Below are 25,663 nucleotides of genomic sequence, written 5' to 3' on the forward strand. Positions count from 1 at the left end.
TCATCCCAACAAATCGGCCAAGGCGATGATCCGGCGGGCCACGTCCGCCAGCTTCAGACCGTGCTTCATCGCCTGCTGGCGCAGCGCGGCGTACGCCTCGCTCTCGCTCATGCCGCGCTTGTCCATCAGCAGACCCTTGGCGCGCTCGATCAGCTTGCGGTCGCCAAGCTGCTGCTGCACTTCATCCAGCCTGCGGCGCACCTGCGACTGCTGCTCGAAGCGCGCCAGCGCCACCTGGATGATCGGTGTCAGCCGCGCCGGCGCCAGTCCGTCCACGACATAGGCGGTGACCCCGGCTCCGACTACCGCGCGGATCAACTGGTCGTCGCCGTCGGCCGAGAACATCACCACCGGCCGCGGCGCGTGGTGGTGCACCACTGCCAGCTGTTCCAGCGTGTCGCGCGAAGGCGAATCGACGTCGATGATGATCACGTCCGGCTGCTGCAATTCCACCGCCTTGAGCAGCGCCCCGGCCGCTGCCACTTCTTCCAATACTTCGTAGCCTGCAGCCAGCAGCGCGTCGCGCAACTCGCCAATCGGCTTCTCGGTATCGTTGACCAGCAGAATGCGCAGCATCGCAGGCGAGGTCGGGGTCGGGAATCGACCCCATGTTGCCATGCAGCATAAGCGCTCGCGAGCCCTCTTTTCCGGCGGGAGATCCCATGCCGCTGTTCCCGCTGTTCGCCGATCTTTCGGACCGCGAGGTGCTGGTGGTGGGCGGCGGCGAGGTCGCCACGCACTAGGTGGAGGCACTGCTGTAGGCCAGGGCGCAGGTGCAGCCAAGCCTATGTGCTCGACGTTGCGCTGTCGCAGTGGCTGGCGCAGATCCCGCCGCGGCGCCGCGAGGGCGATTTCGCGCCGGCCTGGCTGGACGAGGTCTGGCTGGTCGTGGCCGCCACCGACGACCGCGCCTTCAATGCCCGGCGGGCGGCCGAAGCCGGCCGGCGCCGGCGCCTGGCCAATCTCGTCGATGATGCGGAGCTGTCGACGTTCCAGGCCCCGCGATCATGGATCGCGTGCGCGTGCTGAGCGCGTTTTGCATCGGCAAGTGGCGAAGTGCCCGTGGCTGCCAGACACGGATCGGCACTTCCGGACGCGCGCCGTCACGCCAACGCGAACAGAAATGGCGTGACCTTCGTCACGTATTTTGCCCTCTACAGGGCGCTGAAGGGCCGCAACACCGGGCAGTCGGGGCGAAGAGTTGACAAACGCCGCGGCCTGTCGCGTCCTTGGCACACATGCGCGCAGATGCATGGATTTGGGGGAGACACCATATGTCGTGGGTAATGAATTCCGGTTCCCGGCGCGCAGTACGCGCCTCGGTGCTGGTGCTGGCCTTGTGCGCGATCGGTGCGTGCAAGAAGGAACAGGCGGCAGATCAGCCCGGTGCCGAGCAGGCGCCTGCCGCGCAACAGCAACAGGCGCCGCCACAGCAGGCGGTTTCCTCGCAGGTGGCGGCGATGGGCGTCGATCAGCTGCGCGAGGCGGCCAACAAGGCGCTCAGCGAGCAGCGCCTGTACGCGCCGGCCGGCGACAACGCCATGGAGTACTACGTGGCCCTGCGTGACAAGGCGCCCACGGATGCCGCGGTCGCCAGCGCCCTGACCGATCTGATGCCCTACGCGCTGATTGCAGCCGAGCAGAGCATCGCCCGGGACGATCTCGGCGAAGCCCAGCGCCTGCATGCGCTGATGGAGAAGGTCGATCCGCAGGCCCCGGCCCTGCCGCGCCTGAAGCAGGGCATCGCCGACGCCCAGACGACGCTGGCCCAGCGCACCGCCGCAGCCGAAGCTCAAACCGAGGAGGAGGCCAAGCGCCAGGCCGACCTCGAACGCGAACGCCTGGCCGAGCAGCAGCGGGCGCAGCAGCAGGCCGCGCAGCAGCTCGCCGCGCAGCAGGCTGCCGAGCAGACCGCTGCCACCCAGCGTGCCGCCGAACAGCGCGCGGCCGAGCAACGTGCCGCCGAACAGCGCGCGGCCGAACAGCGCCAGGCGCAGCAGCCTGCCGCTCCGGCAAGCCCGCCACCCGCGGCATCGGCGCCGGCATCCACGTCGACCGCATTGCGCGCCATCAGTACCCCCGCGCCCGTGTACCCGCCCAGCGCCCTGAGGCTGGAGCAATCCGGCGAGGTGCTGGTGGAGTTCACGGTGGATACCGACGGCACCGTCACCAATGCCCGCGTCGTGCGCGCGACGCCGCCGCGTGTTTTCGATCGCGCTGCGATCAGCGCCGTGAACAAGTGGCGATTCCAGCCGGTCGCCAGTTCGGTGACCACGCGCCGGACGATCGCTTTCAACCCTGGCGGCTGACGGACTCGACGGTGAGCAAGAGCCCGGCAACGCCGGGCTCTTGCTTTCTGCCATCCTTCAGGCGGAGATCGCCAGTTTCTCCTGCCGGTAACGCCATACCGCCGCCAGCCACAGCAGTGCGGCCAGCGCCAACGAGGCGGCCAGGTACACCGCCCACTGCTCCGGCACAGCCGATTCGCCGCGGGTGACCTTCTGGATCAGCTGGTTCTGCGACAGGAACGGCACCGCGTACTGCCACAGCGCCATGTCCTTGATCGGGTAGGCCATCAGCGCGTAGGCCGGCAGCATCGGCAGCATCATCAGCCAGATGATGTGGCTCTGTGCCTCCTTCATGCTTTTGGCCGCCGCGGCCAGGCAGGTCAGCAGGGCGGTGCCGATCAGCACCAGCGGTAGCAGGATCAGCAGCAGCTTGCCCATCGCTGCGAAGCTCACGTCCAGCGAGACCGTCGCGCCGGTGGCCAGGCTGGCACTGGCCTTGAACGAGAGCAGGATCAGCAGCATCGAGACGACGCCCAGCAGCACCGCCGCGGCCATCTTGCCGCTGACCAGCGCGCCGCGCGATGCCGGGGTGGCCAGCAGCGGCTCCAGCGACTGCCGCTCGCGCTCGCCCGCGGTGGTGTCCATCGCCAGGTGCGAGCCGCCGATGAAGGCGAAGATGGTCAGGATCATCGGCAGCAGGATGGTCATGAACATGCCGCTCTTGGCTTCGGGCGTGGCCAGGTCGCGGGTGCCGGTATTGAGCGGCGCAGCGACCATCGGGTTGATCCCCCGCGCCAGCAGGCGCAGCGAGCCCACGGTTTGCCCGTACTGGTTCAACGCCTCGCGCACGCGTGCGGCGGGCACGTCGGCATTGCGACGGGTGGTGTCGGTCACGATCTCGACCTTGGCCGGCTTGCCGGCGCGCCAGTCGCGGGCGAACTCCGGATCGATCGCCAGTGCCACGTCTTCCTGCTGCGAACGGATGCGGGCCTCGATGTCGGTAGGCGCGGCTTTGGCATTGATGCCGTTGCCGGCGAGGTAGGCGATCAGATTGGGTGCGCGTTCGATGCCGACCACGGGAAGCTCCAGCGGCTTGTCCAGCTGGGTTTCCTTGCGCAGTTCCGAGAGCTTGCCCATGCCCAGGAAGATCACCGGGTACAGCAGCGGCGCCACCAGCAGGGTGAGCAGCAAGGTGCGCCGATCGCGGGTGAAGTCGCGCAGTTCCTTGCGCATCACCGTCAGCATGGTGCCGAGGAAGGAAACCTTGTTCATGCGTGCAGTCCCTCTTCGCTGCCGATCAGTTTGACGAAGGCGTCCTCGAGGTTGTCCTCGCCGGCGGCGGCGCGCAGTTCGTCGGTGCTGCCCTGGGCCACGACCCGGCCGTGCGCGATCACCACGATGCGATCGCATAGCGCGGCGACCTCCTGCATGATGTGGCTGGAGAAGATCACGCAGCGCCCTTCGGCGCGCAGTTCCTTCAGGAATCCACGCAGGCCGCGCGTGGTCATCACGTCCAGGCCGTTGGTGGGCTCGTCCAGGATCACGTTCTTCGGGTCGTGCACCAGCGCGCGCGCGATCGCGGTCTTGGTGCGCTGGCCCTGACTGAAGCCTTCCGTGGCGCGATCGAGAAAGTCCTCCATCTGCAATGCGCTGGCCAGCTTCGTTGTGCGTTGCGCAATCTCGCTCGCCGACATGCCGTGCAATTCGCCGAAGTAGGTGATGTTCTCGCGCGCGCTCAGGCGCTTGTACACGCCGCGCGCATCCGGCAATACGCCCAGGTTACGGCGTACCGTGTTTGGATCGGCAGCCACGTCCACGCCATCCACCAGCACGCGTCCATGCTCGGGCGTCATCAGCGTGTAGAGCATGCGCAAGGTGGTGGTCTTGCCGGCGCCGTTGGGACCGAGCAGGCCGGTGATCTGGCCGTCGAATGCGGTGAAGCCGACGTCGTCCACCGCGACGACCCTGTGTTTGTCCTTGCCCCGGCCGGGGAAGGTCTTGCGTAGAGATTCTGCGACGATCATCGGATCAGTCCTGTTCGTATGGGGTGGCAATCCCGCGGCGCGGCGCGCTCACGGTTCCCAGCCGTTGAAGCTGGTGAACGGCGCCACGTAATTGAGTTGCTCCAGGCATTTGCCATCCAGTGCCCTGGCATCGGCCTTTTCGACGAACTGCGCGAACAACTTGGGCATGCAGCCGGCGCCGATCACGTTATGACCCTGGCCGCGGAGCACGAACAGGCGCCCGTTCGGCAGGGTCTTCACCACTTCCCGGCCATAGCGCGGCGGGGTGACCGGGTCGAATTCGCCGGCCAGCACCAGGGCCGGCACCTTGGTCGCCAGCGCGGAATGGAAATCGCTAGGCATATCGCCCCTGGGCCAGGGCTTGCACATCGCCGCCATGACGACCGGCATCTGGTTGCCGAGCACGGTATTGGCGTCTTCGGCGCGCACGACCATGCTCTTGCCATCTTCGCTGCAGATCACCGATAGCTGCATGCCTGCGGCGATGCTTTCCTGCATATCCCCCTGCATCAGCTGGGCCAGTGCCATCAGCCCCGCGTGGCGGCCGTTGTTGGCCTCGTGGATCAGCTTGGGCAACAGCGCACCCGCCGCCGGCATGTAGGCGTACATCCTGACCAGGCCGGCCACGGTCTCGGCACGCAGCACGCCCTCGACCTGTTCGCCGCTGGATGCGTCGCGATACTGCACGGTCACGGGCGCGGCGCGCAGCTGGGCGAGCAGCGCATCGAGTTCGGCGCGCGGGTCGCCGAGCCGGCCCTTGCACGCCGGTGCCTTGCTGCACAGCGCGAACTGCAGGGCCAGCGCGTCGTCCAGGTTGCGGGCGAAGATGTTGCCCAGCTGCAGCGTGTTGGGCACGGGCGCATCCAGCACGATGCTGCGGATGGCCTGCGGATGCCGCATCGCATACTGCTGCGCCACGCGGGTGCCGTAACTCACGCCGACCAGGTTGACCTGGTCAACGCCGATGGCCGTGCGCACGGTTTCCAGATCGGCCACTGCGTCGGTCGTGGTGTAGCGGCGCAGGTCGGCCTTTGCGGACAGCTTGGCCACGCACGCCGAGGCCAGGGCCTCCAGCCTCGCGGGCGAGGTGTCTGCATCGTCGTCCACGGCGCACTCGAGCGGATTGGACTGGCCGGTGCCGCGCTGGTCGACCAGGATCACGTGCCGGTGCTTGCGCACTTCGGCGAATGCCCGGTCGAGCATGGGATAGCTCTCCACCGCCGACTGGCCGGGCCCGCCCGCGAGGAAGAACACCGGGTCAGGGGCAATGTCGGTTTCGCTGCTGGGCGGCAGCCAGGCGATGTTGAGCGCGATCTTGCGGCCATCAGGCCGGCGCGGATCCTCGGGCACGGTCAGGCGGGTGCACTGGGCTTCCAGCGCGTTCCGGGTCCAGGGCGAGCTGAGGCTGCACGCCTGGAAGGCGAGCCGGCCCAGCGTGCGCGGCTTGACGGGCGCCGCGACATGCACTGCCGGTTCGGACTCCGGAGCCGCGCGGCTCGCGTCGGCGTCCGGTTTCCACATCCTGTAGCCGATCACCGCGGCCACCGCGGTCAGGGCGAGGAATGTTCTGGTCTTGCGCGACATCATGGAGCGGGCCTCTTCGGGTTCGAACAATGGTGGTAGAGGACAACAGTCGTCCGGTGTTCGGACGGGTGGGTCAGCCCTCGTCGGGCAGGAACAGGTCCTCGATGCGCTTGCGGAACAGGCGTGCGATCCGGAACGCCAGCGGCAGGCTCGGGTCGTACTTGCCCGTTTCCAGGGCGTTGATGGTCTGCCGCGACACGTCCAGCCGCTCGGCCAGCTCGCCCTGCGACCAGCCATGCAGTTCGCGCAGTTCGCGCAGGCGGTTGTTCATCCGTAGCGGCGCCGCAGCCACAACCGCGCCAGCATGTAGCTGCCGACCTGCACCAGCAGGACTGCGACCAGCGACGTTTCCGCGCGCGGCGCGATGCCGGATTCCTCACCCAACAACAGTGCGCCGAGCCCGACCAGCATCGTGGCGATTGCCGACAGCGCCAGCGCCTCGACTTCCACCTTGCGCTCGAGTTCGTCGGATTCGCGCAGGTAGCGCAGGTACAACAGATAGATGAAGGCCATCGGCACCAGCGGCAGCAGGCGCAAGGCGATGCGTACCGCGTCGGGCCCTCCGGTCGGCAGCCAGCGTGGCAACAGCATCAGCACGATCACCAGCAACAGCGGCGGGACGGAACGCAGGTGATAGCGAACGTTGGCGGGACGCATACGGGACCTCAGCGATAACGCCGCGCCACCAGCACCTTGGCGATGCCGTAGCACAGGCAGATCAGCGGAAACACCCAGATCATGGCGATGTCGGCGGGCACGGCGATGAGCTTGGCCAACTGCAGGAAACCTGCGGCCAGGTAGGCCAGGGACACCAGTGCGGTCGCGATCGACACCGCTTCCAGTTCGATCCGCTGCTGCAGCTCGTCGATCTCGCGGATGTAGCGCACGACCGCGCGCAGGGCCAGGACGATCGGCACCACTGGCGTCAGTGCGATCAGCGCACGCAGCCAGACCGGGTCGTCGATCCGCCTGAGCAGCCAGACGGAGGCGAACAGCACCACCACATAGGCCGCCATGGCCGGCAGGAAGGCGTGCAGATAACGCTGGCGTTGCGCCGGCGTCGCACTGTCGCAGGCTTCGGGCGACCACCATGCCAGCAGTCCAGCCAGAACGCAGGCTGCCCCGGCGCCGCTCACCACCCGCAACCCAGTCGCACCGATCGGCGCTCCCAGGCCACGGGCGGCCCAGGCGCCCGCAACCAGGGCAAGGCCGGTCAGGCACAGGGCGAGGGCGATACGGCGCTGGCGGGTCATGGGACAGGGCTGTCAAGCGTGCTTGACAGGAAGCCTAGAGGGCCGTCCATGGCCTTGTCAAGCACCCTTGACAGGGCTGGTGGCGGAGCGCTGTCCTGCTGTTGACGTAATTTCTGGCGGTGGGCGAGTCCGGCGGTGCTTGCGAAGCACGGGTTCGCCCGCTGGTGAGCGCCACGCGCGCTGCGCATGGCGGGAGATCCGCTGCGAATCCTATTTGCTGCTGACGTATTTCTCGCGGCGGATCTGCGGCACCGGCAGGCCGCGGCCCTTGAGGTGCTCGAAACAGGCATCGACCATGTTCGGGTTGCCGCACAGGTAGGCGATGTCGCCTTCCGCATTCGGTGCGAATTCGTCAAGGAAGTTCTGCACGTAGCCGTGGCGTACATCCGGGTGCGCCTGCGGAGAGCCTGGCGCCGGCAATTCGCGCGAGAAACAGGGAACGAAGCGGAAGCCCGGGTGGACCTGGGCGAAGGCGCGGAACTCGTCGCCGTACAGCAGCTCGCCCGGATTGCGGGCGCCGAACAACAGGACCACTTCCACGCCGCGCTCGCCGATCAGCTTCTCAATCGAAGGCAGCATCGCGCGATACGGCGTGACGCCGGTGCCGGTGCCGACCAGCAGGTAGCGGCGGTTGGTATCGGCGGGCATCAGGCAGAAGCGCCCATAGGGCCCGCTGGCATCGACGGTTCCGCCGAACTCGAGCCCTTCGAACAGGGCGGTCGCCGCCCCGCCGGCAACGTAACTCACCGCGATCTCCACCGACTCGCCCGGTCCCAGGGCGTGATCGTGTACGGTCGCCAGCGAGTAGGACCGCTTGGTCGGGGTGCCGTCGGCATAGTGGAAATGCACCTGGACGAACTGGCCGGGAATGAAATCCAGCGGCAGGCCGTCGGCTCGGACGAATCCAAGATGGGCCACGCTCGGGGCCAGCATGCGCCGCGACACCAGCTGCAAAGGGAAATGGACAATAGCCAAATGCGGTTTCCGCTTCGGGGCCCGCACCAGGGCAGGCGGTGCAACGCACCGTGGCCGGAGCGTCGCGAACGAGCCGCCTATACTACCGGCCCCGCCGCACGTGCTGCGGCCCAGGTGATACATGAGCTCCGGAAATTCCATGGAAACGGCGCCCGCGGCGCTGCCGGTGCCAGCTCTTCGGGTGCATGAGCTGCGCAAGACCTACGACAACGGCGTCCACGCGCTCAAGGGCGTCTCGCTCGAAGTGGCCCCCGGCGACTTCTACGCCCTGCTCGGGCCCAACGGCGCGGGCAAATCGACCCTGATCGGGATCGTCTCCTCGCTGGTCAACAAGAGCTCGGGCGATGTGTCGGTGTTCGGCGTGGACATCGCCCGCCAGCGCGACGCGGCCATGCGCCTGCTCGGCCTGGTGCCGCAGGAACTGAACTTCAACATGTTCGAAAAGCCGCGCGACATCCTGGTCAACTACGCCGGCTTCTACGGCATTCCGCGCGCCCGGGCGCTGGTGCGCGCGGAGGAAGAGCTCAAGCGCGCGCAGCTGTGGGACAAGGCCGACAAGATGAGCCGCACGCTTTCTGGGGGAATGAAACGGCGGCTGATGATCGCGCGCGCCATGATGACCCGGCCCCGGCTGCTGATCCTCGACGAGCCCACTGCCGGCGTGGACATCGAGATCCGGCGCGGCATGTGGAAGACCCTGCGCGAGATCAACGCCGCCGGCACCACCATCATCCTCACCACCCATTACCTGGAGGAGGCCGAAAGCCTGTGCCGCAACCTGGCGATCATCGACAAGGGCGTGATCGTGGACCAGGGGCCGATGAAGTCGCTGCTGGCCAAGCTCGATGTGGAGGGCTTCCTGTTCGACATCGAAGGCGCACTGCCGCAGACATTGCCGGCGATCGACGGTGCCACGCTGGTGGCGGTGGACGACCACACGCTGGACCTGGACATGCCGCGGGCCATGGACCTCAACCGTGTGTTCGCCGCGCTCAACGAAGCCGGCATCCGCGTGCGCTCGATGCGGACCAAGTCCAACCGGCTGGAAGAGCTGTTCGTGCGCCTGACCGGTCAGCACGTCGATGCGGAGGCCGCGGCGTGAACGCATCGCAGGTTCCCGTGACCGAAGGCGGCAGCACCGCCAGCCGCAACTGGGTCGCGCTGCTCACCATCATGCGCCGCGAGGTGATGCGCATCCTGCGCATCTGGGGCCAGACCCTGGTGCCGCCGGCGATCACCATGACCCTGTACTTCCTGATCTTCGGCGGCCTGATCGGCTCGCGCGTAGGGGAGATGGACGGCATCCGCTACATGGATTTCATCGTCCCCGGGCTGGTGATGATGAGCGTGATCCAGAACAGCTACGGCAACATTTCCTCCAGCTTTTTCGGCGCCAAGTTCGGCCGCCACGTCGAGGAACTGCTGGTCAGCCCGATGCCCAGCTGGGTGGTGCTCGGTGGCTATGTCGCCGGTGCGGTGCTGCGCGGGCTGATGGTCGGGATCATCGTGCTGTGCATCGCCATGTTCTTCACCAAGGTGCGGCTGCCGCACCCGCTGGTGACCCTCTCGACGGTACTGCTCGGCGCCACCATCTTTTCGCTGGCCGGTTTCGTCAACGCGGTCTACGCCAAGAAGTTCGACGACGTGGCGATCGTGCCGATCTTCATCCTCACGCCGCTGACCTACCTGGGTGGCGTGTTCTATTCGGTCAAGCTGCTGCCCGACTGGGCCCAGACCCTGACCCTGGCCAACCCGATCTTCTACATGGTCAACGCCTTCCGCTACGGCCTGCTCGGCGTGTCCGACGTGCCGCTGTGGATCGCGTATGCGCTGATGCTGGGCTTCGTGGTCGGGCTGGCGACATTGGGACTTTGGTTGCTCAAGCGCGGGGTTGGTTTGCGGAGCTGAACGCGGCGCGGCACACTAATGCCCGGGCGTGGGGACGCCCGTCACTCCAAGGGGACACCGACATGACGTTGGCGAAGGGATGGCTGCTCGGCCTGTTGGCCGTCGGCCTGGGCGCGATCGCGCACGGCGCTGCGGCGCAGGGACAGGAAGAAGCACAAAAACAGGCGCAGGCGCTGGTGGCCTCGCTGAAGTTCCGCGATGGCGAGGTCGCGGTGCCGGGTGCGGAGGCGCGCTTCCGGCTGGACCAGAATTTCCGCTATCTCGAGGCGGCCGATGCACGCAAGGTGCTGGAGCAGCTCTGGGGCAATCCGCCCGACGACAGCGTGCTGGGCCTGGTGGTGCCGCGCGGACGCGGCGTGCTGGACGAGCAGGGCTGGGCGGTAGTGGTGACTTATTCCGACGACGGCTACGTGTCCGACGACGACGCGGCCGAGATCGACTACGCCGAGTTGCTGCAGGAGATGAAGGACGGCACCAGTGAAGAGAACGCTGCGCGCAAGGAGGCCGGCTATGGCGGCATCGAGCTGATCGGCTGGGCCGAGCCGCCGCACTACGATGCCACCACCAAGAAGCTGTACTGGGCCAAGGAGCTGGCATTCGAGGGCAGCGAAGGCCGCACGCTCAATTACGACATCCGCGTGCTCGGGCGCCGCGGTTACCTCAGCCTCAATGCCATTTCGGGCATGGAAGGCCTGAAGGACGTGCAGGCAGGCATGCAGCGGCTGTTGCCGCAGGTCGAGTTCGACCAGGGCGCGCGCTACGCCGACTACGACAGCAAGACCGACAAGGTGGCCGCCTATGGCATCGCCGCGCTGATCGGCGGCGGCCTGGCGGCGAAGGCAGGGCTGTTTGCCAAGCTGGGCGTGCTGCTGCTCGGGCTCAAGAAGCTGCTGATTCCGCTGGCGTTGGTCGCCGTGGCCTTCGGCAAGAAGATCTTCGGGCTGTTCAAACGCGACCGGACGAAAACCGCGACGGTCAGCTGAAGGCCAGTACTCGAGAAAGGAACGCTACGGCCCGCCCATGCGCGGGCCGTTTGCGTTCAGGGCAGGCGGAAGAACGCGCGCGCGCTGGCCACGGTGGCCGATGCGGTGACCTCGAGATCCTCGCCGCGGTCGCGAGCCAGTTCCTCGACGATATGCGCCAGGTACATCGGTTCGTTGCGGCGGTGCGAAGGCTGCGGCTTGACGGTGCGCGGAAGCAGATAGGGCGCGTCGGTTTCGACCATCAGCCTGTTCGCCGGGATGTGCTTCACCAGCTCGCGCAGGTGCAGGCCGCGGCGCTCGTCGCACAGCCAGCCGGTGATGCCGACGTACCAGTCCTGGTCGAGGTAGTCGAACAGCTCTTTGCGGGTGCCGGTGAAGCAATGCACCACGGTTGGGCCCAGCCTGCCGTCGAAGTTCTTCATCACCGCCATGAAGTCGGCGTGCGCGTCGCGCTGGTGCAGGAACAGCGGCTTGCCGCGGCCGTTGGCGGACAGATCCGCGCCGATCTGCAACTGGCGTTCGAAGGCCTTGCGCTGCGCCGGCCGCGGCGAGAAGTCGCGGAAATAATCCAGGCCGGTTTCGCCCACCGCGACCACCTGCGGATGCGCGAGCAGCGCGCGCATCTCGGCGTCGCATTCGTCGGTGTATTCGATCGCGTGGTGCGGATGCACGCCGGCGGTGGCAGACAGGAAGTCTGGATGCTGCAGCGCCAGCGCCAACGCCTTGGGCGAGTGTTCGCGGCTCGCGCCGGTGACCACGATCCGGTCCACGCCCGCATCGCGGGCGCGTTGCAGCACCGCATCGCGGTCGTGATCGAAGCTGTCGTGGGTGAGGTTGGCGCCAATGTCGATCAGTTGCATCGGGCAAGTCTAGCAATGCAGTCAACGACTAAAACGAGATGAGAGCGACCCCGGATCGGGTCCGGGGCAGGCTCTCGGTCGCGAATGCTCCGTGCCTTCTCGCTCTAATCGGTGGAAGCATCGCGGCCGAGGCCGCTCCCACAGGCGTAAGCAGTCAGTTCAACTGACAGCTCGAAGGTTGGCTCGAAGTGAACAGCGCGCTGCTCGCCCATTCGGGATGATCGATGAAGGGATTGCGATTGCCCTGGAATTCGTAGATCACTTCGTTGCGCTCGCGTTCGGCTGCGTCGGGCGGATCGGTCTGGTGCCAGGCCAGCAGAGTCGAGAGCAGGCCCATGTAGGCAGGCGAGGCCGAGGTCATGACGATCCTGCTGCGGTCGTTGGTCAGCTCCAGATCGGGTTCGGATTGTCCGGTGTTCGAATCGTCGCCGCCTTCGTAGCGGATCGCCATGTACATCACCGCGCGTGCCATGTCGCCCTTGCGGTGGCCCCAGACCTCGAACGAGCCGCCGTTGCCGTCGGGGCCTTGCACCCAGTTGGAATTGCCCGGATACACGCCGCTACCGCCGCCGTAGCCGTTGTTGGCCTCGGTCGCGCGCTCGCCGCAGCCGCCGGACTGGGTGCATGCCGCATACGGCTTGTTGCCGCGGTCGGAGTTGAAGCTGGTGTCGCTCAGATACAGCATGTGGGTATCGGTATACGGCGCGTACGGCAGGCCCTTGTCGCCGGTGGCGCTGCCGAAGCCGAGCGAGTTCGGCCAGGTGTGCTCGCGGTTGTAGGTGATGCCAGTGCCGGTGCCCGCGCGCTCGCTGCCCTTGAGATAGCTGCGGTTGCGGTAGACGTCGAGGATGCGGCCGGCGTTGTTCGGATCCTCGTCGGCGAGCTCCAGGATGTCCCAGGTGTCGGTGCCGCTGGCGCTGTAGGGGTAGACGGTGTGGTTGCGGATCGTCTCGTGCAGCGAGCAGCGCAGCTGCGACGCGCTGGAGGTGTTGACCCGCGCGTAGTAGTCGCCGGGCGTGCTTCCAGACGCGATGTCGAAATCGATCGCGGTGTCCTGCACCGGATGCGTGCCACCGCTGTCGCTGACCTTGCTCGCGACCACGGTGAACAGACATCTCTCGCCAGCCGTGAGCGTGGCTGCGGGATCAATCGAAAACGTGCTGCCGCTGCTGGCATGCGACAGCGCGACGTTCCCGGACGTGGCGCAGGCCAGGGTGAAGGCGCCGCTGACCAGCGACACGCTTTCGCTGAAGCTCACCGAGAGATTGCCCGTGGCCGGAAAATCGGTGGCGCCCTGAACGGGCGTGGTCGCGGTGACTGCCGGCGGCGTGTTGCTGGCGGAACTGAAGCTCTGGCCGTTGTTGCAGCGGCCGAAGGTCTGGATGGCCGAGCTGCGCCAGCTGAAGTTGCCGTAGCTGCTGCCGCTGCCGCCCAGCTGCAGCGAAGTGCCGGCCGCGGTGGAGCCGCTCTCGGCGACCGGCAGGTTGCTGCTGGTGCGGCCGGCGGCGGGGCCGTTACTGGCGGTGATCTGGCCTTCGTAGCTCAGGAACTGCACCACTTGCCCGCTGGCGTTGACCAGGGCGAAACCGTCGTTGGCCCCGTTCTGGATGCCGTTGCTGGGATAGCTCAGCGTGGCGATGCGCACGCTGGCGCCGCAGGTCACGAGGCTGCCGGCCGGGACCGCATCGTTGTCGTAGGTGGTCGCGGCCGAAGGCGTGGAGCCGTTGTACAGATAGATGCGGTACCCGCTGAGCGACTCGCCCGCGGTAGCCACCACTTCGATGCGCTCGCCGGTGTCGCCGCTGGAGGTGGCGTCGTCGTAGTGGAATTCGTTGATGAACACCGCCGCGTGCGCGGGCTGGCCGATGAGCAGTGCGGCAAGCGCGCAACAGGCGAGAAGGGCATGCCGGTGGAAGGGCGCGGGACGGCGCATACGAAGTCCTTTTCGTCAGGGGAACCCGGAATCTAGCCGCGATGTATGACCATCGTCATCTTGCCCTGCAACAGAACTGCGCGCGTCGGCGCGCATCCCGAGGCGACCGATTGCACAATGCGCTGCCCGGGAGCCGCCCTACGGCGGCGCAGATTCGTTCCAGCGCATATGGCGGCTTCCGCAGACCTCTTTCCCATCTCGTCACTGTTGCCGCAGGTCCGTTCATCGCTGGCCTCGCATCCGCGTCTGGTGCTGGAAGCGCCGCCCGGTGCCGGCAAGACCACGCAGGTGCCGCTGGCGCTGCTCGACGCGGATTGGCTGCAGGGCAGGAAGATCGTGATGCTGGAGCCGCGCCGCGTGGCCGCGCGCGCCGCGGCCGCGTTCATGGCCCGCCAGCTTGGTGAGGACATCGGTGACACGGTCGGCTACCGGATCCGTTTCGAGAACCGGATTTCGGCCCGCACCCGGATCGAGGTCGTGACCGAAGGCATCCTGACCCGGATGCTGCAGGACGATCCCGAGCTTGGCGGCACCGGTCCCGGCAGCATCGGCGCGCTGCTGTTCGACGAATTCCATGAGCGCCATCTCGCCGGCGACCTGGGGCTGGCGCTGGCCCTGGACGTGCAGGCAGGCTTGCGCGAAGACCTGCGCATCGTGGTGATGTCGGCCACGCTCGACGGCGAACGCATGGCGCGATGGCTGGACGCCCCGCGCCTGTCGAGCGCGGGACGCAGCTTTCCGGTCGAGATCGCCTCGTTTCCCGCGCGGCGCGAGGAAGCACTGGAAGCGCAGACTGTTCGTGCCGTGGTGCACGCGCTCGCTGTCCATCCGGGCGACGTGCTGGTGTTCCTGCCCGGGCAGCGCGAGATCGCACGCGTGGAGGCGGCGCTGACGCAACGCGAGGCCGGAAGCGGTGAGCACCCGCAAGCGGACGTGCTTGCGCTGCATGGCGAACTGCCAGTGGAACAGCAGTCGCGCGTTCTGCAGCCCGCGCCCGACGGCGTGCGCCGCGTGGTGCTCGCGACCAACGTGGCCGAATCCAGCGTCACCCTGCCGGGCGTGCGCGTGGTCATCGATACGGGTCTTGCGCGTGAACCGCGCTTCGATCCGAACAGCGGCTTTTCGCGGCTCGACATGGTGACGATCTCGCAGGCCTCGGCCGACCAGCGCGCCGGCCGCGCCGGACGTGTCGCGGACGGCTGGGCGTACCGGCTGTGGCCCGCGTCGCAGCGGCTGGAACCGCAGCGGCGCGCGGAAATCGCGCAGGTCGAACTCGCCGCCCTGGCGCTCGAACTCGCCGCCTGGGGTAGCGATGCCGTGCGCTTCCTTGATCCACCGCCGGCCGGCGCGCTGGCCGCGGCGCGCGACCTGCTGCTGCGGCTCGGTGCGCTGTCCCCGCATGGCGAGGACGAGGCACGGCGCTGGGACATCACTTCGGCCGGCCGGCGCATGCTGACGCTCGGTACGCATCCGCGGCTGGCGGCGATGCTGCTCGCGCCGGCAACGCCGGCGGAGTCCGCGCTGGCCTGCGATCTGGCCGCGCTGGTCGAGGCGCGCGATCCCCTGCTCTCGGGAAGCGGAGGTCCCCGATCCGATGCGCTGGCCCACCGTTGGCAGGCCCTGGCCGGGTATCGCGAATCTCGCGTCCCCGCCGGCGCCAGCCGCAGCGCCCTGGCCGCGATCGACGCGGCCGCCGGGCAATGGCGTCGCCGCTTGCGCATCGATGCGCGTTCGCCGCGCGATGTGCCCGCGCATGCGATCGGCGACCGCCTGCTGCACGCCTTCCCGGATCGCATCGCCCATCGGCACGCGGCTGATCCACTGCGCTACCAGCTCGCGAACGGACGCATGGCGCGCCTGTTCGAAGACAGCGCCCTGTATGGTGAAGCGTGGATCGTCGCCGGCGAGCTGCGCTTCGAGCGCAGCCGCGATGCGTTGATCCTGCGCGGCGCGCCGTTGGATGAAGCCGAACTGCGCCGCGCCTTCCCCGGGCGCTTCGTCGAACAGGACGTGGTGCGGTGGGACCCGGTGGCGCGCGCGCTGGTGGCACAGCGCGAGCGGCGCTATGACGGGATCGTGCTCGATACCCGGCCCGCCGGGCAGGTCGATCCCGCGCAGGCGGCGCAGGCGCTGACCGATGCGGTCGTCGAACTGGGCATTGAGGTGCTGCCATGGAGCCCGGAACTTGCGCAGTGGCGCGCGCGCATCCGCTGCCTGCGCGCATGGATGCCGCAGCTTGGCCTGCCGGACCTGTCGGATGACGCGCTGCTGACGGCGCGCGACGCCTGGCTGCGTCCGGCCTTCGCCGGCAAGCGTCGCCTGGACGCGTTGAGCGAAGGCGAGCTGGCGCTGGCGTTGAAGGGACTGCTCGACGGGTTGCTCCGCAGGCAGGTGGATACGCTCGCACCCATCCAGATCGGCGTGCCTTCAGGCATGCAGCGGCGTATCGAATACGGGTGGCAAACGGCCGAGGAAGCGCCGGTGGCGCCGGTGCTGGCGGTCAAGCTGCAGGAGCTGTTCGGATGGACCGACACGCCGCGCATCGCCGAGGGTCGGATCCCGCTCACCTTGCACCTGCTTTCACCGGCCGGCCGGCCGCTGCAGGTCACGCAGGACCTGCGGGGTTTCTGGGAACGGACGTATCCGGAGGTGCGCAGGGAAATGAAGGGGCGCTATCCGAAGCATCCGTGGCCTGAGGATCCGTGGAACGCAGTGGCGACCCACCGCGCCAAACCACGATGAACAGGAAAAGCGTCGCTCTCAATAGGTTTTCTCCCCCGCTGCGGCGGGATGTGGAAAGTCGTTTCGGATGGTTTCTCGCGGCGCGGCATGTGAGCGCGTTGCGTGCATTCAGGCTGCCGAATGCATCGCGGCCGTGCGCTCACGTCGCTTGAACGGCGATCCGACGAGACTGAACCCCGGTATGGACTCGCGGGAACCCAAGTCATGAGCATGATGAACGATCTGCCCGGCCGTGCGCTGGAACTGGCGACGCAAGTCGGCGAAACCATCCGCGACCGGGTGCCGGACAAGGCGATCAAGTGGGTCGAAACCGGTGCGGCACTCGGTGCGCTGAGAACCGGTACGCGCGTGGCCACGAAGTTCGTGCGCCGCAATCCGGTGATCGCAGTGGCCGCCGCCGCAGGTGCCGGCCTGCTGTGGTATGCCGCGCGCCGTCGCGCGAAGCAGGCACAGGAAGGCCCGATCGAGGGCAGCGCCACACGCATCGAGGCCAAGCGCGCGAATGGCGCTGCGCGCAAGCGGCGCACCAGCGCAGGCAAGCGCACTACGCGACCTGCTTCGACCTGAGCGCCAGTCGATGCGAACGACGCCGGTCGCAAGGCCGGCGTCTTGTTGTGCTTCGGACAGACACGCTGCGCGGGTAGCGAAGTGGCGCGCACCCCGCGTCGCGGAGCCGCCATGCCGGGCATCCGCGCCGCGTCAGCCAACCGCCCGGATGGAAGTCTCGGATGCGGCCGGTACTTCGACCACGAACCGGGCGCCGCCGCCATCGCGATCCTCGTACCACAGGCTGCCGCCCGCACCCTCCAGGATCTGTCGGGCCAGCGACAGACCCAGGCCGCTCGAGAGCGGGTCGTCGCCTTCCTGCAGCCGCATGAAGGGCATGAACAGCTGGGTGCGGTGCGCGGCCGGGATCCCCGGGCCGCGGTCCTCGACATGCAATTGCCAGTACCCCGGCGAGCCGTTGCGCAGGCTCAGGTCGACATCGCTGCCTGGCGCGTACTTCATCGCATTGGTGACCAGGTTCTCCACGACTTGACGCAGCACCACGCCGTCCATGGCGGCGCTCGCGTCCGTCTCGGGCGCGGCGATATTGAGCTGCAGGCCGCGCGCTTCGAGCTGCAGCGCGTAACGGTCATGAAGCCAGTCGAGCAGTTCCCGCCAGGCCACGCACGTGCCGTCATCCTGGCGGCCGTCGGTGCCGCGTGCCTGCGCCGCCTGGGTTTCCAGATAACGGCGGATATAGCCCAGCGCATCCTGGGCGCTCTCGTGGATCATCTGCAGGTAGCGCGGCACGCGCTCGGGACGCGCACCGCCGCTGCGCAGTACGTCGCTGGCGAACAGCACGCTGGTCAGGGGATTCTTCAGGTCGTGCGCGACCAGGGTGACCAGCTCCTGGCGTTCGCGCGCGACGCGCTCAAGGCGGTCGCGGGTCTGCTTGAGTCCGACCTGCGCCGACACCCGCGCGAGCAGCTCCTCCGGCATGAACGGCTTGGTGACATAGTCCACCGCCCCGGCGTCGAACGCGCGCACCAGCAGCTCGCGATCGTGTGCGGCGGTCAGGAACACGACGGGCAGGCGTCGCAACGCGGCGTCCTGCTTGATCTGCGCCAGCAGCGCGAAGCCGTCCATGCCCGGCATCACCATGTCCAGCAGCATCAGGTCGGCCTGGCATTCACGCGCCAGCGCCATCGCCTGCGCGCCGGAGTCGGCGGTGCGGACGTCATAGCCGTGGCGGGCGAGCAGGGTGCTCACCGCGCGCAGATTGGCCGCCTGGTCGTCGACGACCAGGATCCTTCCCAGGGTTGTGGACGGCTTGGCCGTCATCGGGAAACTCCGGGAGCGTGCATGGCTACCCCACCGTGCCGCGGGCCGAAACGGTAGCAGGATAGCAACGCCAGATGCGAGCCCATCCGGACATCGCGCCTGCATTTACCCCGATTCTGCGCTTAACGATTCAGCGTCGCCGGATGCGACCCAGCGCCACTGCCCCGGTGTGAGTTCGCCCAGGCGCTGTGTGCCCACCGCCACCCGCACCAGCCGCAGGGTGGGCAGACCGACCGCTGCGGTCATGCGCCGCACTTGGCGATTGCGGCCTTCGCGCAGCACCAGTTCGATCCAGGCATCGGGGACGGTCTTGCGGAAGCGCACGGGCGGATCGCGCGGCCACAGGTCCGGTGGCGCGATGCGGCGCGCGCGCGCCGGCAGGGTCTTCCCGTCGCCGAGCTCGAGGCCCGCCCGCAAGGCGCGCAGCTGGTCTTCTTCCGGTTGGCCCTCGACCTGGACCCAATAGGTCTTGGGCAGCTTGTGGCGCGGCGCGGTCAGCCGGTGCGCCAGCGCGCCGTCATCGGTCAGTAGCAACAGGCCTTCGCTGTCGTGGTCCAGGCGGCCCGCAGGATAGACGTCCGGCGGCAGCCCGAACCCGGCCAGCGTCGGCCGGGGTGGGGTACTGCGGTCGGTGAATTGGCACAGCACGCCATAGGGTTTGTTGAAGGCGATGAGCATGCGGGTGCTGTCCGCCGCTGCGGCGGCACACGTGGTTTCGCGCGTGCGGTTACTCGCGGCGCGGTTTCACGAACCGCAGCGTCATCCGGTCGCTCTCGCCGATGGCCTTGTACTTGGGGTCGTCTTCGGGGTCGTGACGGTTCGCCGGCGGCAGGGTCCACACGCCGTTGGGGTGGTCCTTGGTGTCCTTCGGATTGGCGTTGATCTCGCTCTTCTCCTCGAGCTGGAAGCCCGCCGCCTGGGCCAGCGCGATCACCTGCGCTTCGCTCACGTAGCCGCTGTCATCGTCCGCGGGAACGTCGGCTGCGGCGCGATGCTCGACCACACCCAGCACGCCGCCTGGCTTGAGCACCTGGAAGAAGCCCCGGAACATGGCTTCGGCCACGCCGTCCATGCGCCAGTTGTGGACGTTGCGGAAGGTCAGCACGCGATCGGCCGAATCCGGCGCGCCGAACGCGGGCGCCTTCGGGTCGTAAGCCACGACCTGCGCCTTGTCGAACTGCGCGGGGGCGGCGGCGAACTTGGCTTCCAGCCCGGTCTTGCTTCTGTTCTGGTAGTCGCGGTCCTTGCCTTCGGCCACCGCCATGGGGTCGACCACGGCCGCGACATAGGTGCCCGAGTCGCGCAGATACTTCGCCAGGATCTCGGCATACCAGCCACCGCCCGGGGTGATTTCCACCACGGTCTGGTCGGGCTGCAGACCGAAGAACTGCAGGGTCTCGCGCGGGTGGCGGTAGACGTCGCGGGCCACATTGGCCGGAGTGCGCCAGCTGCCGGCGACGGCCGCGAGCAATGGATCGCTCTGGCGTGCGCTGTCCGCGGCGGGCTCGGGCGCGGTCGCGGCAGCAGGTTCCGGGCCGGCAGTTTCAGCGGTCTGGGCGCAGGCGACGAGGGCGAGGCTGGCGGCAAGCGCGGCAATGCGGAGCATGTCTGGACACCGGTTTGGGGAAGAACCCCGATTCTCGGCGATGCGCATGCCCACCGCCATCGCTGCCTCAGCGCACCGGCCGCGACGCCGCCTCGGCATGTTCGCGCGCCTGCTCCAGCAGCCAGGTGCGGAACCGCTGCAGCCCGCCATGCGCCGCCGAGCGCGGCGGGTAGACCAGGTAGTGACCGTAGCTGGCCGGCGTGGGTTGTGCGGCCAACGCGACCAGCTGCCCGGACTCGAGCAGCAGCCGCGCCCGGGTCAGCCGTCCCAGCGCCACACCCACCCCGTCGCGGGCGGCGCGATTCTGGGCCTCGGAGTCGTTGAACGTCGCCACGTAGCGCTTCGCCGGCGGCAGGCCGTGCTGGGCGAACCAGTGATCCCATTCGTCGTCCGGATCGCCCAGCAGCGGCCAGTCGCGCAGACCCTCGAGCGTGGGCAGGCCGCCCTGGCGTTCGATCAGGGCAGGACTGGCCACCGGCAGCAGCCACTCGTCGAACAGCAGCTCCACCTGCAGGCCGGCCCAGTCGCCCAGGCCGATGCGCAGGGCCGCATCGATATGGGTGTCGCGGGCGAAGTCGACCAAGGCGGTATCGGAGAGCACGCTGACTTCGATTTCCGGGTGCGCGGCCAGGAAGCCGCCCAGTCGCGGCACCAGCCAGGCCGAGGCCACCGACGGCGTCACGCTGATCGTGAGCACGTCGTCGCGGCGCGCGGCATAGGGGCGCAGCGCGTCTTCGATGGCGTCGAAGTGCGGGCCGATCCTCTCCAGCAGCCGGCGCCCGTCCTCGGTCAGCGCGATCCCGCGCGCCCCGCGCACGAACAAGGTGCGATTGAGCCGTTCCTCCAGGGCCTTGATCTGATGGCTTAGGGCGCTGACGGTCAGATGCATCGATTCGGCCGCGCGCGAAAGGTTGCCGGCACGGGCGGCGGCGACAAAACCGGGCAGGGCGTGCAGGGGCAGGCGGCTCATGACTTGAATTTCATTCAAATCTTCCTTGCAAAAGCATCGCTTTAAGGGCCGACGGGATGGGTTTACCTTCTACTACGTTCAAGAAACAGAGGCAATCCCGCATCTGCGAACGCCCAAGGAGCGCACCATGAATCTGTTCAAGGGCCTGATGTTCCTGGAAGGCCATTTCACCCGTCCGGACGACCTGGACGCCGATTTCGCACCGCTCGGCAACCGCACCGCCGGCGAACGCTGGCACGCGCGGGCCGCGTCCGCCTCTGAGCCAGCCGGTTCCGGCCTTGGCCTGCTGCAGCATCTGCAGTTCCTCGGCGGACGGCCGATGCACGCGGGCCACAACCTGGACCTGGAAGAGCCGTTCGAACAACTCGCCGCGAACGACGAACTGCAGCTGCGCGACTGCGTGGCCTGCGGTTAGGCCCACCGCGATGATCGCCAGGCTCTGGCGCGGCGAGACCCGCACCGAGGATGCGGACGCCTACGAACAGCTGCTGCAGGCCACCGGCGTGCGCGACTATCGCGCCACGCCCGGCAACCTGGGCGTGTGGCTGCTGCGTCAGAGGCATAACGGCCGCACCGAGTTCGCATTGCTGACCCTGTGGGACCGGCGTGAATCGATCGAAGCCTTCGCCGGCAAGCAGATCGAACTGGCGCGTTATTACGACGAGGATAAGGACTACCTGCTCGACTTCCGCAAGACCGTCGAGCATTTCGACGTCGCCGGCGTATGGGACGCGGCGTCCAAGCCTGCGCAGGCGCTGTGAACGCGCCGACGCCCGAGGTCCGGCCCTGGCAATACACCTGGAGGCTGACATGAATGCATGCATCCAACCGCTGTCGGGCCTGGCTCGCAATTGCGACCCGCGCTCACCGAGCCCGGCGATGGGCGCGCACAGGCGGAATCCATCGAAGTCCAGCCGGTATCACGCCGACCACGCACAGGCCGTGGACCGAGCACAGCACGGACCAGGGTGGGTCGCAGTCGATTCGATCGCACTCTCGGCGTTCCGCTGATCCGCTAGGGCAGATCGCGTCGTGCTATCCCGGGAATGGAAGCGGATGAAGCAAGGGGCGCCCGCGCGCCCCTTCGAGGATGGCGTCGCAGCCTATGGACGCTGCGCTAGCGCGACCCCAGCGTGGCCAACGCCGTATTGAGCGTCGGGCTCGGCCGCATCGCCTGCGACAGCTTGGCCATGTCGGGTCGGTAGTAGCCCCCGATGTCCACGGGCGTGCCCTGCACGGCGATCAGTTCGGCGACGATCTGCGCTTCGTTTTCGGCGAGTGCCTTCGCAACAGGCTGGAAGCGCGCCTTCAGTTCCGCGTCGGCATCCTGAGCCGCCAGCGCCTGCGCCCAGTACAGGGCGAGGTAGTAGTGGCTGCCGCGATTGTCGATGCCGCCGAGCTTGCGGCTGGGCGACTTGTCGTTGTCGAGGAATTGCGCGTTGGCGGCATCCAGCGCGTCGGCCAGCACTTTTGCGCGGGCGTTGCCGGTGGTGTCGGCCAGGTGTTCCAGCGATGCGGCCAGGGCCAGGAATTCGCCCAGCGAATCCCAGCGCAGATAGTTTTCGGCGATGAACTGCTGCACATGCTTGGGCGCACTGCCGCCGGCGCCGGTCTCGAACAGACCGCCACCGGCCATCAACGGCACCACCGACAGCATCTTGGCGCTGGTACCCAGCTCCATGATCGGGAACAGATCGGTGAGGTAGTCGCGCAGCACGTTGCCGGTGACCGAGATCGTGTCCTTGCCGGCGCGGATGCGCGCGAGCGAAAGCGCCATCGCGTCGAACGGCGCGAGGATGCGGATATCCAGGCCCGAGGTGTCGTGTTCGCCGAGGTAGGTCTCGACCTTGGCGATCAGGTTGGCATCGTGCGCGCGCGCCTTGTCCAGCCAGAACACCGCGGGTGTGTTGCTCAGGCGCGCGCGGGTCACCGCCAGCTTGACCCAGTCGCGGATCGGCGCGTCCTTGGTCTGGCACATGCGCCAGATGTCGCCGGCACCCACGCGGTGTTCCATCAGCACCTTGCCCGCCTCGTCGACCACGCGCACGGTGCCCGCGCCGGGCATCTGGAAGGTCTTGTCGTGGCTGCCGTATTCCTCGGCCTTCTGCGCCATCAGGCCGACATTGGGCACGCTGCCCATGGTGGCCGGGTCGAAGGCGCCGTGCGCCTTGCAGTCGTCGATCACCGCCTGGTAGATCAATGCGTAGCAGCGGTCGGGCAGCACCGCCTTGGTGTCCTGCAGTTCGCCTTGCGCGTTCCACATGCGGCCGCCGTCGCGGATCATCGCCGGCATCGACGCGTCCACGATCACGTCGCTGGGCACGTGCAGGTTGGTGATGCCCTTGTCCGAATTGACCATCGCCAGACCCGGGCGCTGCGTGTACACCGCGGCGAGGTCGGCCTCGATCTGCGCGCGCGCGGCTTCGGGTAGCCCGGGCAGGCGCGCGTACAGGTCGCCGATGCCGTTGCCCGGATCGAAGCCCAACTGTTCGAGCGCGTCGGCATGCTTTTCCAGCGCTTCGCGGTAGAAGCGCGAGACCACGATCCCGAACATGATCGGGTCGCTGATCTTCATCATCGTCGCCTTCAGGTGCAGCGAAAACAGCACGCCCTGCGCCTTGGCGTCCTGGAGCTGCGCATCGATGAAACCAGCGAGCCCGGCCGCGCTCATCGACGCCGCGTCGATCACCTCACCGGCCTGCAGCTGCAGCGGCGCGCGCAGCGGGAAGCAGCTGCCGTTGTCGGCGGTGAATTCGATCCGCACGCTGCAGGCCTGCGGCACGACGACCGACTGTTCGCTGCCGAAGAAATCGCCGGCTTCCATATGCGCGACGTGGGTCCTGCTGTCGGCGCTCCACTTGCCCATGCGGTGCGGATGCTTGCGCGCGTAAGCCTTGACCGAGGCCGGCGCGCGACGGTCGGAATTGCCCTCGCGCAGCACCGGGTTGACCGCGCTGCCCTTGACCCGGTCGTAGCGGGCCTTGATGTCCTTGTCGTGGTCGGTCTTCGCGTCTTCGGGATAGTCCGGGATCGCGTAACCCTGCTGCTGCAGTTCGGCGATCGCAGCCTTGAGCTGCGGCTCGGACGCGCTGATGTTGGGCAGCTTGATGATGTTGGCCTCCGGCGTGGTGGCCAGTTGGCCGAGTTCGGCCAGGTCGTCGGTGGCGCGCTGTGCGTCGCCGAGCACATCGCCGAATTGCGCCAGGATCCGCGCCGCCAGGGATATGTCGCGCGATTCCACCGTGATGCCCGCCGGGGCGGTGAAGGCCTGCACGATCGGCAGCAGCGAGGCGGTGGCCAGGAACGGCGCCTCGTCGGTCAGTGTGTACAGGATCTTGGGCGTCTCGGTCATCGGGATATGTGTCCGGGGGAAAGGAAGCGGATTCGAGCGCAAGGCGCCGGGCCGGCCATTTTCGCGTTTTGCGGGGTCGGCCGAAAGCGTCGTCGCCACGCTTACTGCGCCGCGCCCTGGCGTAGGCTAGGCGCAGGCCTTCCACAAGGGTCGCACCATGCAGCGTTTTTCGCGCCTGTTCCTGTTCCCCAGCATGTTCATGGTCTCGTCCGCCGCAGCCCAGGCGCCCGCGGCAGCGCCGGCGCCGTGTGCGACGCCCGCGCACCGCCAGTTCGATTTCTGGGTTGGCGAGTGGGACGTCCACAAACGCGATGGGACCAAGGCGGGGCAGAGCCGGGTGGAACGGATCCTCGAGGCCTGCGTGATCTTCGAGAACTGGACCGGCGCCACCGGCTTCGCGGGCAAGAGCTTCAACCTCTACAACGCGACCACCGGTCGTTGGGAGCAATTCTGGGTCGACCAGTCCGGCGTCCGCCTGCATCTGCAAGGTGGCCTGGAAGGCGAGCGCATGGTCCTGGCCGGCACCCGCGAAAAGACGGACCCATCAACCGGCCCGGCCCAACGTGAGCGCATCAGCTGGACGCCCAATGCCGATGGCAGCGTGCGTCAGCTGTGGGAAACCTCCAAGGACGACGGCCAGACCTGGACCACGAGCTTCGACGGTCTCTACCGGCGTGCGGGGAAATAAAAAAAGGGCGCGACTCGCGTCGCGCCCGGCTTGCCGCCTTCGCGGAAAATTGTTCGAAGCTTGATCCCTGCCCCGCTTTTGCTGGGGGCAGGCTCTGCGCGGGGATGGTCGCGCCTGGTTCTGGATCCCGCCTGCGCGGGGATGACCTCACGCTTTGCGCGAGGTCACTTGACCTCGTATTCGCGGGTCTGGACCACGGCGCCGTCCAGCGAGACTTCCAGCTTGTACTTGCCGGCCGGCCAGCCGTCCGGCTTGCTGATTTCGAACTGGGTCACCTGCGGACCGGCGGGAATGTCCTTGCTTTCCTCGTGTACCGTCTGGTTGCTGTCGATATGGGTCCACTTGGCCGAGAGCTTGCCGGCATTGGGGCCGTCGCTGGCGACCGAGGCATAGATCTTGTCGCTGGTGGCGAATGTGCTGATCGGCGAGGCGATCTTGTTGTCCGCGCCGATGGCATTGCCCAGGTCGACGCTGCTCACGGTGGTGGTCGCTGCCGGAGCAGGCGCCGGTTCGGTCGGCGCGGGCGCCGGAGTCTCGGCGGCCGGCGGGGTAATGACCGGCTCTTCCTTCTTCTTGCAGCCGACCAGGGCGATGCTGCCCGCCAGTGCGGTGGCCAGGACCAGGGAAAGGCGATTGCGGTTCATGCGGAAAACTCCTTTGAGAGGGGTGG

General features: G+C 67.8%; 26 protein-coding genes and 1 pseudogene. 11 read left to right on the top strand and 16 right to left on the bottom strand.

Features of this window, described 5'->3' with window-relative positions:
• A complete protein-coding gene (locus MC375_RS04775; protein ID WP_242102952.1) occupies positions 1–573 on the bottom strand; it encodes an ANTAR domain-containing protein in 573 nt (190 codons plus the stop codon).
• 35 nt (positions 574–608) lie between these two features.
• Here MC375_RS04775 and MC375_RS17670 point away from each other — a divergent pair, with 35 nt between their 5' ends.
• From MC375_RS17670 to MC375_RS04785, 3 genes are all read left to right on the top strand, one after another.
• The gene (locus tag MC375_RS17670) at positions 609–743 is read left to right on the top strand and encodes a hypothetical protein (RefSeq protein ID WP_277929285.1); all 135 of its coding nucleotides are present in this window, start codon (positions 609–611) and stop codon (positions 741–743) included.
• 46 nt (positions 744–789) lie between these two features.
• Positions 790–1,029: an NAD(P)-dependent oxidoreductase gene (locus tag MC375_RS17785; RefSeq protein ID WP_242102156.1), complete on the top strand. Its 240-nt coding sequence runs from the start codon at positions 790–792 to the stop codon at positions 1,027–1,029.
• 245 nt (positions 1,030–1,274) lie between these two features.
• A complete protein-coding gene (locus tag MC375_RS04785) occupies positions 1,275–2,309 on the top strand; it encodes an energy transducer TonB (protein WP_242102157.1) in 1,035 nt (344 codons plus the stop codon).
• Positions 2,310–2,366: 57 nt separating this feature from the next.
• On the opposite strand, the gene MC375_RS04790 is transcribed toward MC375_RS04785, so the two are convergent.
• The 7 genes from MC375_RS04790 to MC375_RS04820 form a co-directional block, all read right to left on the bottom strand.
• Positions 2,367–3,560, bottom strand: a complete 1,194-nt coding sequence (locus MC375_RS04790; protein ID WP_242102158.1) for an ABC transporter permease — start codon at positions 3,558–3,560, stop codon at positions 2,367–2,369.
• Entirely contained in the window at positions 3,557–4,312 is a 756-nt protein-coding gene (locus MC375_RS04795) for an ATP-binding cassette domain-containing protein (protein ID WP_242102159.1), read from the bottom strand. Before MC375_RS04795 ends, MC375_RS04790 begins: the two co-directional genes overlap by 4 nt.
• 48 nt (positions 4,313–4,360) lie before the next feature.
• Entirely contained in the window at positions 4,361–5,899 is a 1,539-nt protein-coding gene (locus MC375_RS04800) for an alpha/beta fold hydrolase (protein ID WP_242102160.1), read from the bottom strand.
• A gap of 70 nt (positions 5,900–5,969) precedes the next feature.
• Entirely contained in the window at positions 5,970–6,167 is a 198-nt protein-coding gene (locus MC375_RS04805; protein WP_242102161.1) for a helix-turn-helix transcriptional regulator, read from the bottom strand.
• Positions 6,164–6,553, bottom strand: coding sequence for a hypothetical protein (locus MC375_RS04810; protein ID WP_242102162.1), 390 nt, complete (start codon positions 6,551–6,553; stop codon positions 6,164–6,166). The genes MC375_RS04805 and MC375_RS04810 overlap by 4 nt, the downstream gene beginning before the upstream one ends.
• Before the next feature lie 8 nt (positions 6,554–6,561).
• A complete protein-coding gene (locus tag MC375_RS04815; RefSeq protein ID WP_242102163.1) occupies positions 6,562–7,149 on the bottom strand; it encodes a cytochrome P450 in 588 nt (195 codons plus the stop codon).
• A 210-nt stretch (positions 7,150–7,359) separates the two neighbouring features.
• Complete coding sequence (locus MC375_RS04820; RefSeq protein ID WP_277929361.1) at positions 7,360–8,154, bottom strand: FAD-binding oxidoreductase; 795 nt, start codon at positions 8,152–8,154, stop codon at positions 7,360–7,362.
• A gap of 109 nt (positions 8,155–8,263) precedes the next feature.
• Here MC375_RS04820 and MC375_RS04825 point away from each other — a divergent pair, with 109 nt between their 5' ends.
• From MC375_RS04825 to MC375_RS04835, 3 genes are all read left to right on the top strand, one after another.
• Positions 8,264–9,226: an ABC transporter ATP-binding protein gene (locus MC375_RS04825; RefSeq protein ID WP_242102165.1), complete on the top strand. Its 963-nt coding sequence runs from the start codon at positions 8,264–8,266 to the stop codon at positions 9,224–9,226.
• Positions 9,223–10,032 (top strand): ABC transporter permease, encoded by an 810-nt coding sequence (locus tag MC375_RS04830; RefSeq protein ID WP_343223555.1) that lies wholly within the window; start codon positions 9,223–9,225, stop codon positions 10,030–10,032. The genes MC375_RS04825 and MC375_RS04830 overlap by 4 nt, the downstream gene beginning before the upstream one ends.
• 62 nt (positions 10,033–10,094) lie before the next feature.
• On the top strand, positions 10,095–11,015 hold the full coding sequence (locus MC375_RS04835) for a DUF2167 domain-containing protein (RefSeq protein ID WP_242102166.1): 921 nt from the start codon (positions 10,095–10,097) through the stop codon (positions 11,013–11,015).
• Between the two features lie 56 nt (positions 11,016–11,071).
• On the opposite strand, the gene MC375_RS04840 is transcribed toward MC375_RS04835, so the two are convergent.
• Both MC375_RS04840 and MC375_RS04845 read right to left on the bottom strand, forming a co-directional pair.
• A complete protein-coding gene (locus tag MC375_RS04840) occupies positions 11,072–11,875 on the bottom strand; it encodes a TatD family hydrolase (protein WP_242102167.1) in 804 nt (267 codons plus the stop codon).
• A gap of 154 nt (positions 11,876–12,029) precedes the next feature.
• The gene (locus tag MC375_RS04845; protein WP_242102168.1) at positions 12,030–13,808 is read right to left on the bottom strand and encodes an endonuclease; all 1,779 of its coding nucleotides are present in this window, start codon (positions 13,806–13,808) and stop codon (positions 12,030–12,032) included.
• 168 nt (positions 13,809–13,976) lie between these two features.
• Between MC375_RS04845 and hrpB the strand changes: the two genes are divergently transcribed.
• Together hrpB and MC375_RS04855 are read left to right on the top strand one after the other, a co-directional pair.
• The gene (gene hrpB, locus MC375_RS04850; protein ID WP_242102169.1) at positions 13,977–16,550 is read left to right on the top strand and encodes an ATP-dependent helicase HrpB; all 2,574 of its coding nucleotides are present in this window, start codon (positions 13,977–13,979) and stop codon (positions 16,548–16,550) included.
• A gap of 204 nt (positions 16,551–16,754) precedes the next feature.
• Positions 16,755–17,117 carry a hypothetical protein gene (locus tag MC375_RS04855; RefSeq protein ID WP_242102170.1) on the top strand — a complete coding sequence of 121 codons (363 nt, stop codon included), beginning with the start codon at positions 16,755–16,757 and terminating at the stop codon, positions 17,115–17,117.
• 132 nt (positions 17,118–17,249) lie between these two features.
• Here the strand turns inward: MC375_RS04855 and MC375_RS04860 are convergent, their stop codons facing one another.
• The 4 genes and pseudogenes from MC375_RS04860 to MC375_RS04875 form a co-directional block, all read right to left on the bottom strand.
• A complete protein-coding gene (locus MC375_RS04860; RefSeq protein WP_242102171.1) occupies positions 17,250–18,377 on the bottom strand; it encodes a hybrid sensor histidine kinase/response regulator in 1,128 nt (375 codons plus the stop codon).
• A gap of 105 nt (positions 18,378–18,482) precedes the next feature.
• Complete coding sequence (locus MC375_RS04865; protein WP_242102172.1) at positions 18,483–19,055, bottom strand: pseudouridine synthase; 573 nt, start codon at positions 19,053–19,055, stop codon at positions 18,483–18,485.
• A gap of 49 nt (positions 19,056–19,104) precedes the next feature.
• Positions 19,105–19,899 (bottom strand): annotated as a pseudogene (locus MC375_RS04870) (methyltransferase); the annotation flags it as partial.
• Between the two features lie 151 nt (positions 19,900–20,050).
• Entirely contained in the window at positions 20,051–20,953 is a 903-nt protein-coding gene (locus MC375_RS04875; RefSeq protein ID WP_242102174.1) for a LysR substrate-binding domain-containing protein, read from the bottom strand.
• A 127-nt stretch (positions 20,954–21,080) separates the two neighbouring features.
• Here MC375_RS04875 and MC375_RS04880 point away from each other — a divergent pair, with 127 nt between their 5' ends.
• Both MC375_RS04880 and MC375_RS04885 read left to right on the top strand, forming a co-directional pair.
• Entirely contained in the window at positions 21,081–21,368 is a 288-nt protein-coding gene (locus tag MC375_RS04880) for a hypothetical protein (RefSeq protein WP_242102175.1), read from the top strand.
• 10 nt (positions 21,369–21,378) lie between these two features.
• Positions 21,379–21,714, top strand: coding sequence for a hypothetical protein (locus tag MC375_RS04885; RefSeq protein ID WP_242102176.1), 336 nt, complete (start codon positions 21,379–21,381; stop codon positions 21,712–21,714).
• Positions 21,715–22,070: 356 nt separating this feature from the next.
• Here the strand turns inward: MC375_RS04885 and MC375_RS04890 are convergent, their stop codons facing one another.
• Positions 22,071–24,305, bottom strand: coding sequence for an NADP-dependent isocitrate dehydrogenase (locus MC375_RS04890; protein WP_242102177.1), 2,235 nt, complete (start codon positions 24,303–24,305; stop codon positions 22,071–22,073).
• 157 nt (positions 24,306–24,462) lie between these two features.
• Here MC375_RS04890 and MC375_RS04895 point away from each other — a divergent pair, with 157 nt between their 5' ends.
• Positions 24,463–24,993, top strand: coding sequence for a hypothetical protein (locus tag MC375_RS04895; protein WP_242102178.1), 531 nt, complete (start codon positions 24,463–24,465; stop codon positions 24,991–24,993).
• Between the two features lie 164 nt (positions 24,994–25,157).
• On the opposite strand, the gene MC375_RS04900 is transcribed toward MC375_RS04895, so the two are convergent.
• Entirely contained in the window at positions 25,158–25,637 is a 480-nt protein-coding gene (locus tag MC375_RS04900) for a hypothetical protein (RefSeq protein WP_242102179.1), read from the bottom strand.
• Positions 25,638–25,663: the final 26 nt, after the last annotated feature.

This window comes from Lysobacter sp. M2-1, assembly GCF_022662495.1.
Classification (GTDB): Bacteria; Pseudomonadota; Gammaproteobacteria; order Xanthomonadales; family Xanthomonadaceae; genus JAKPBU01.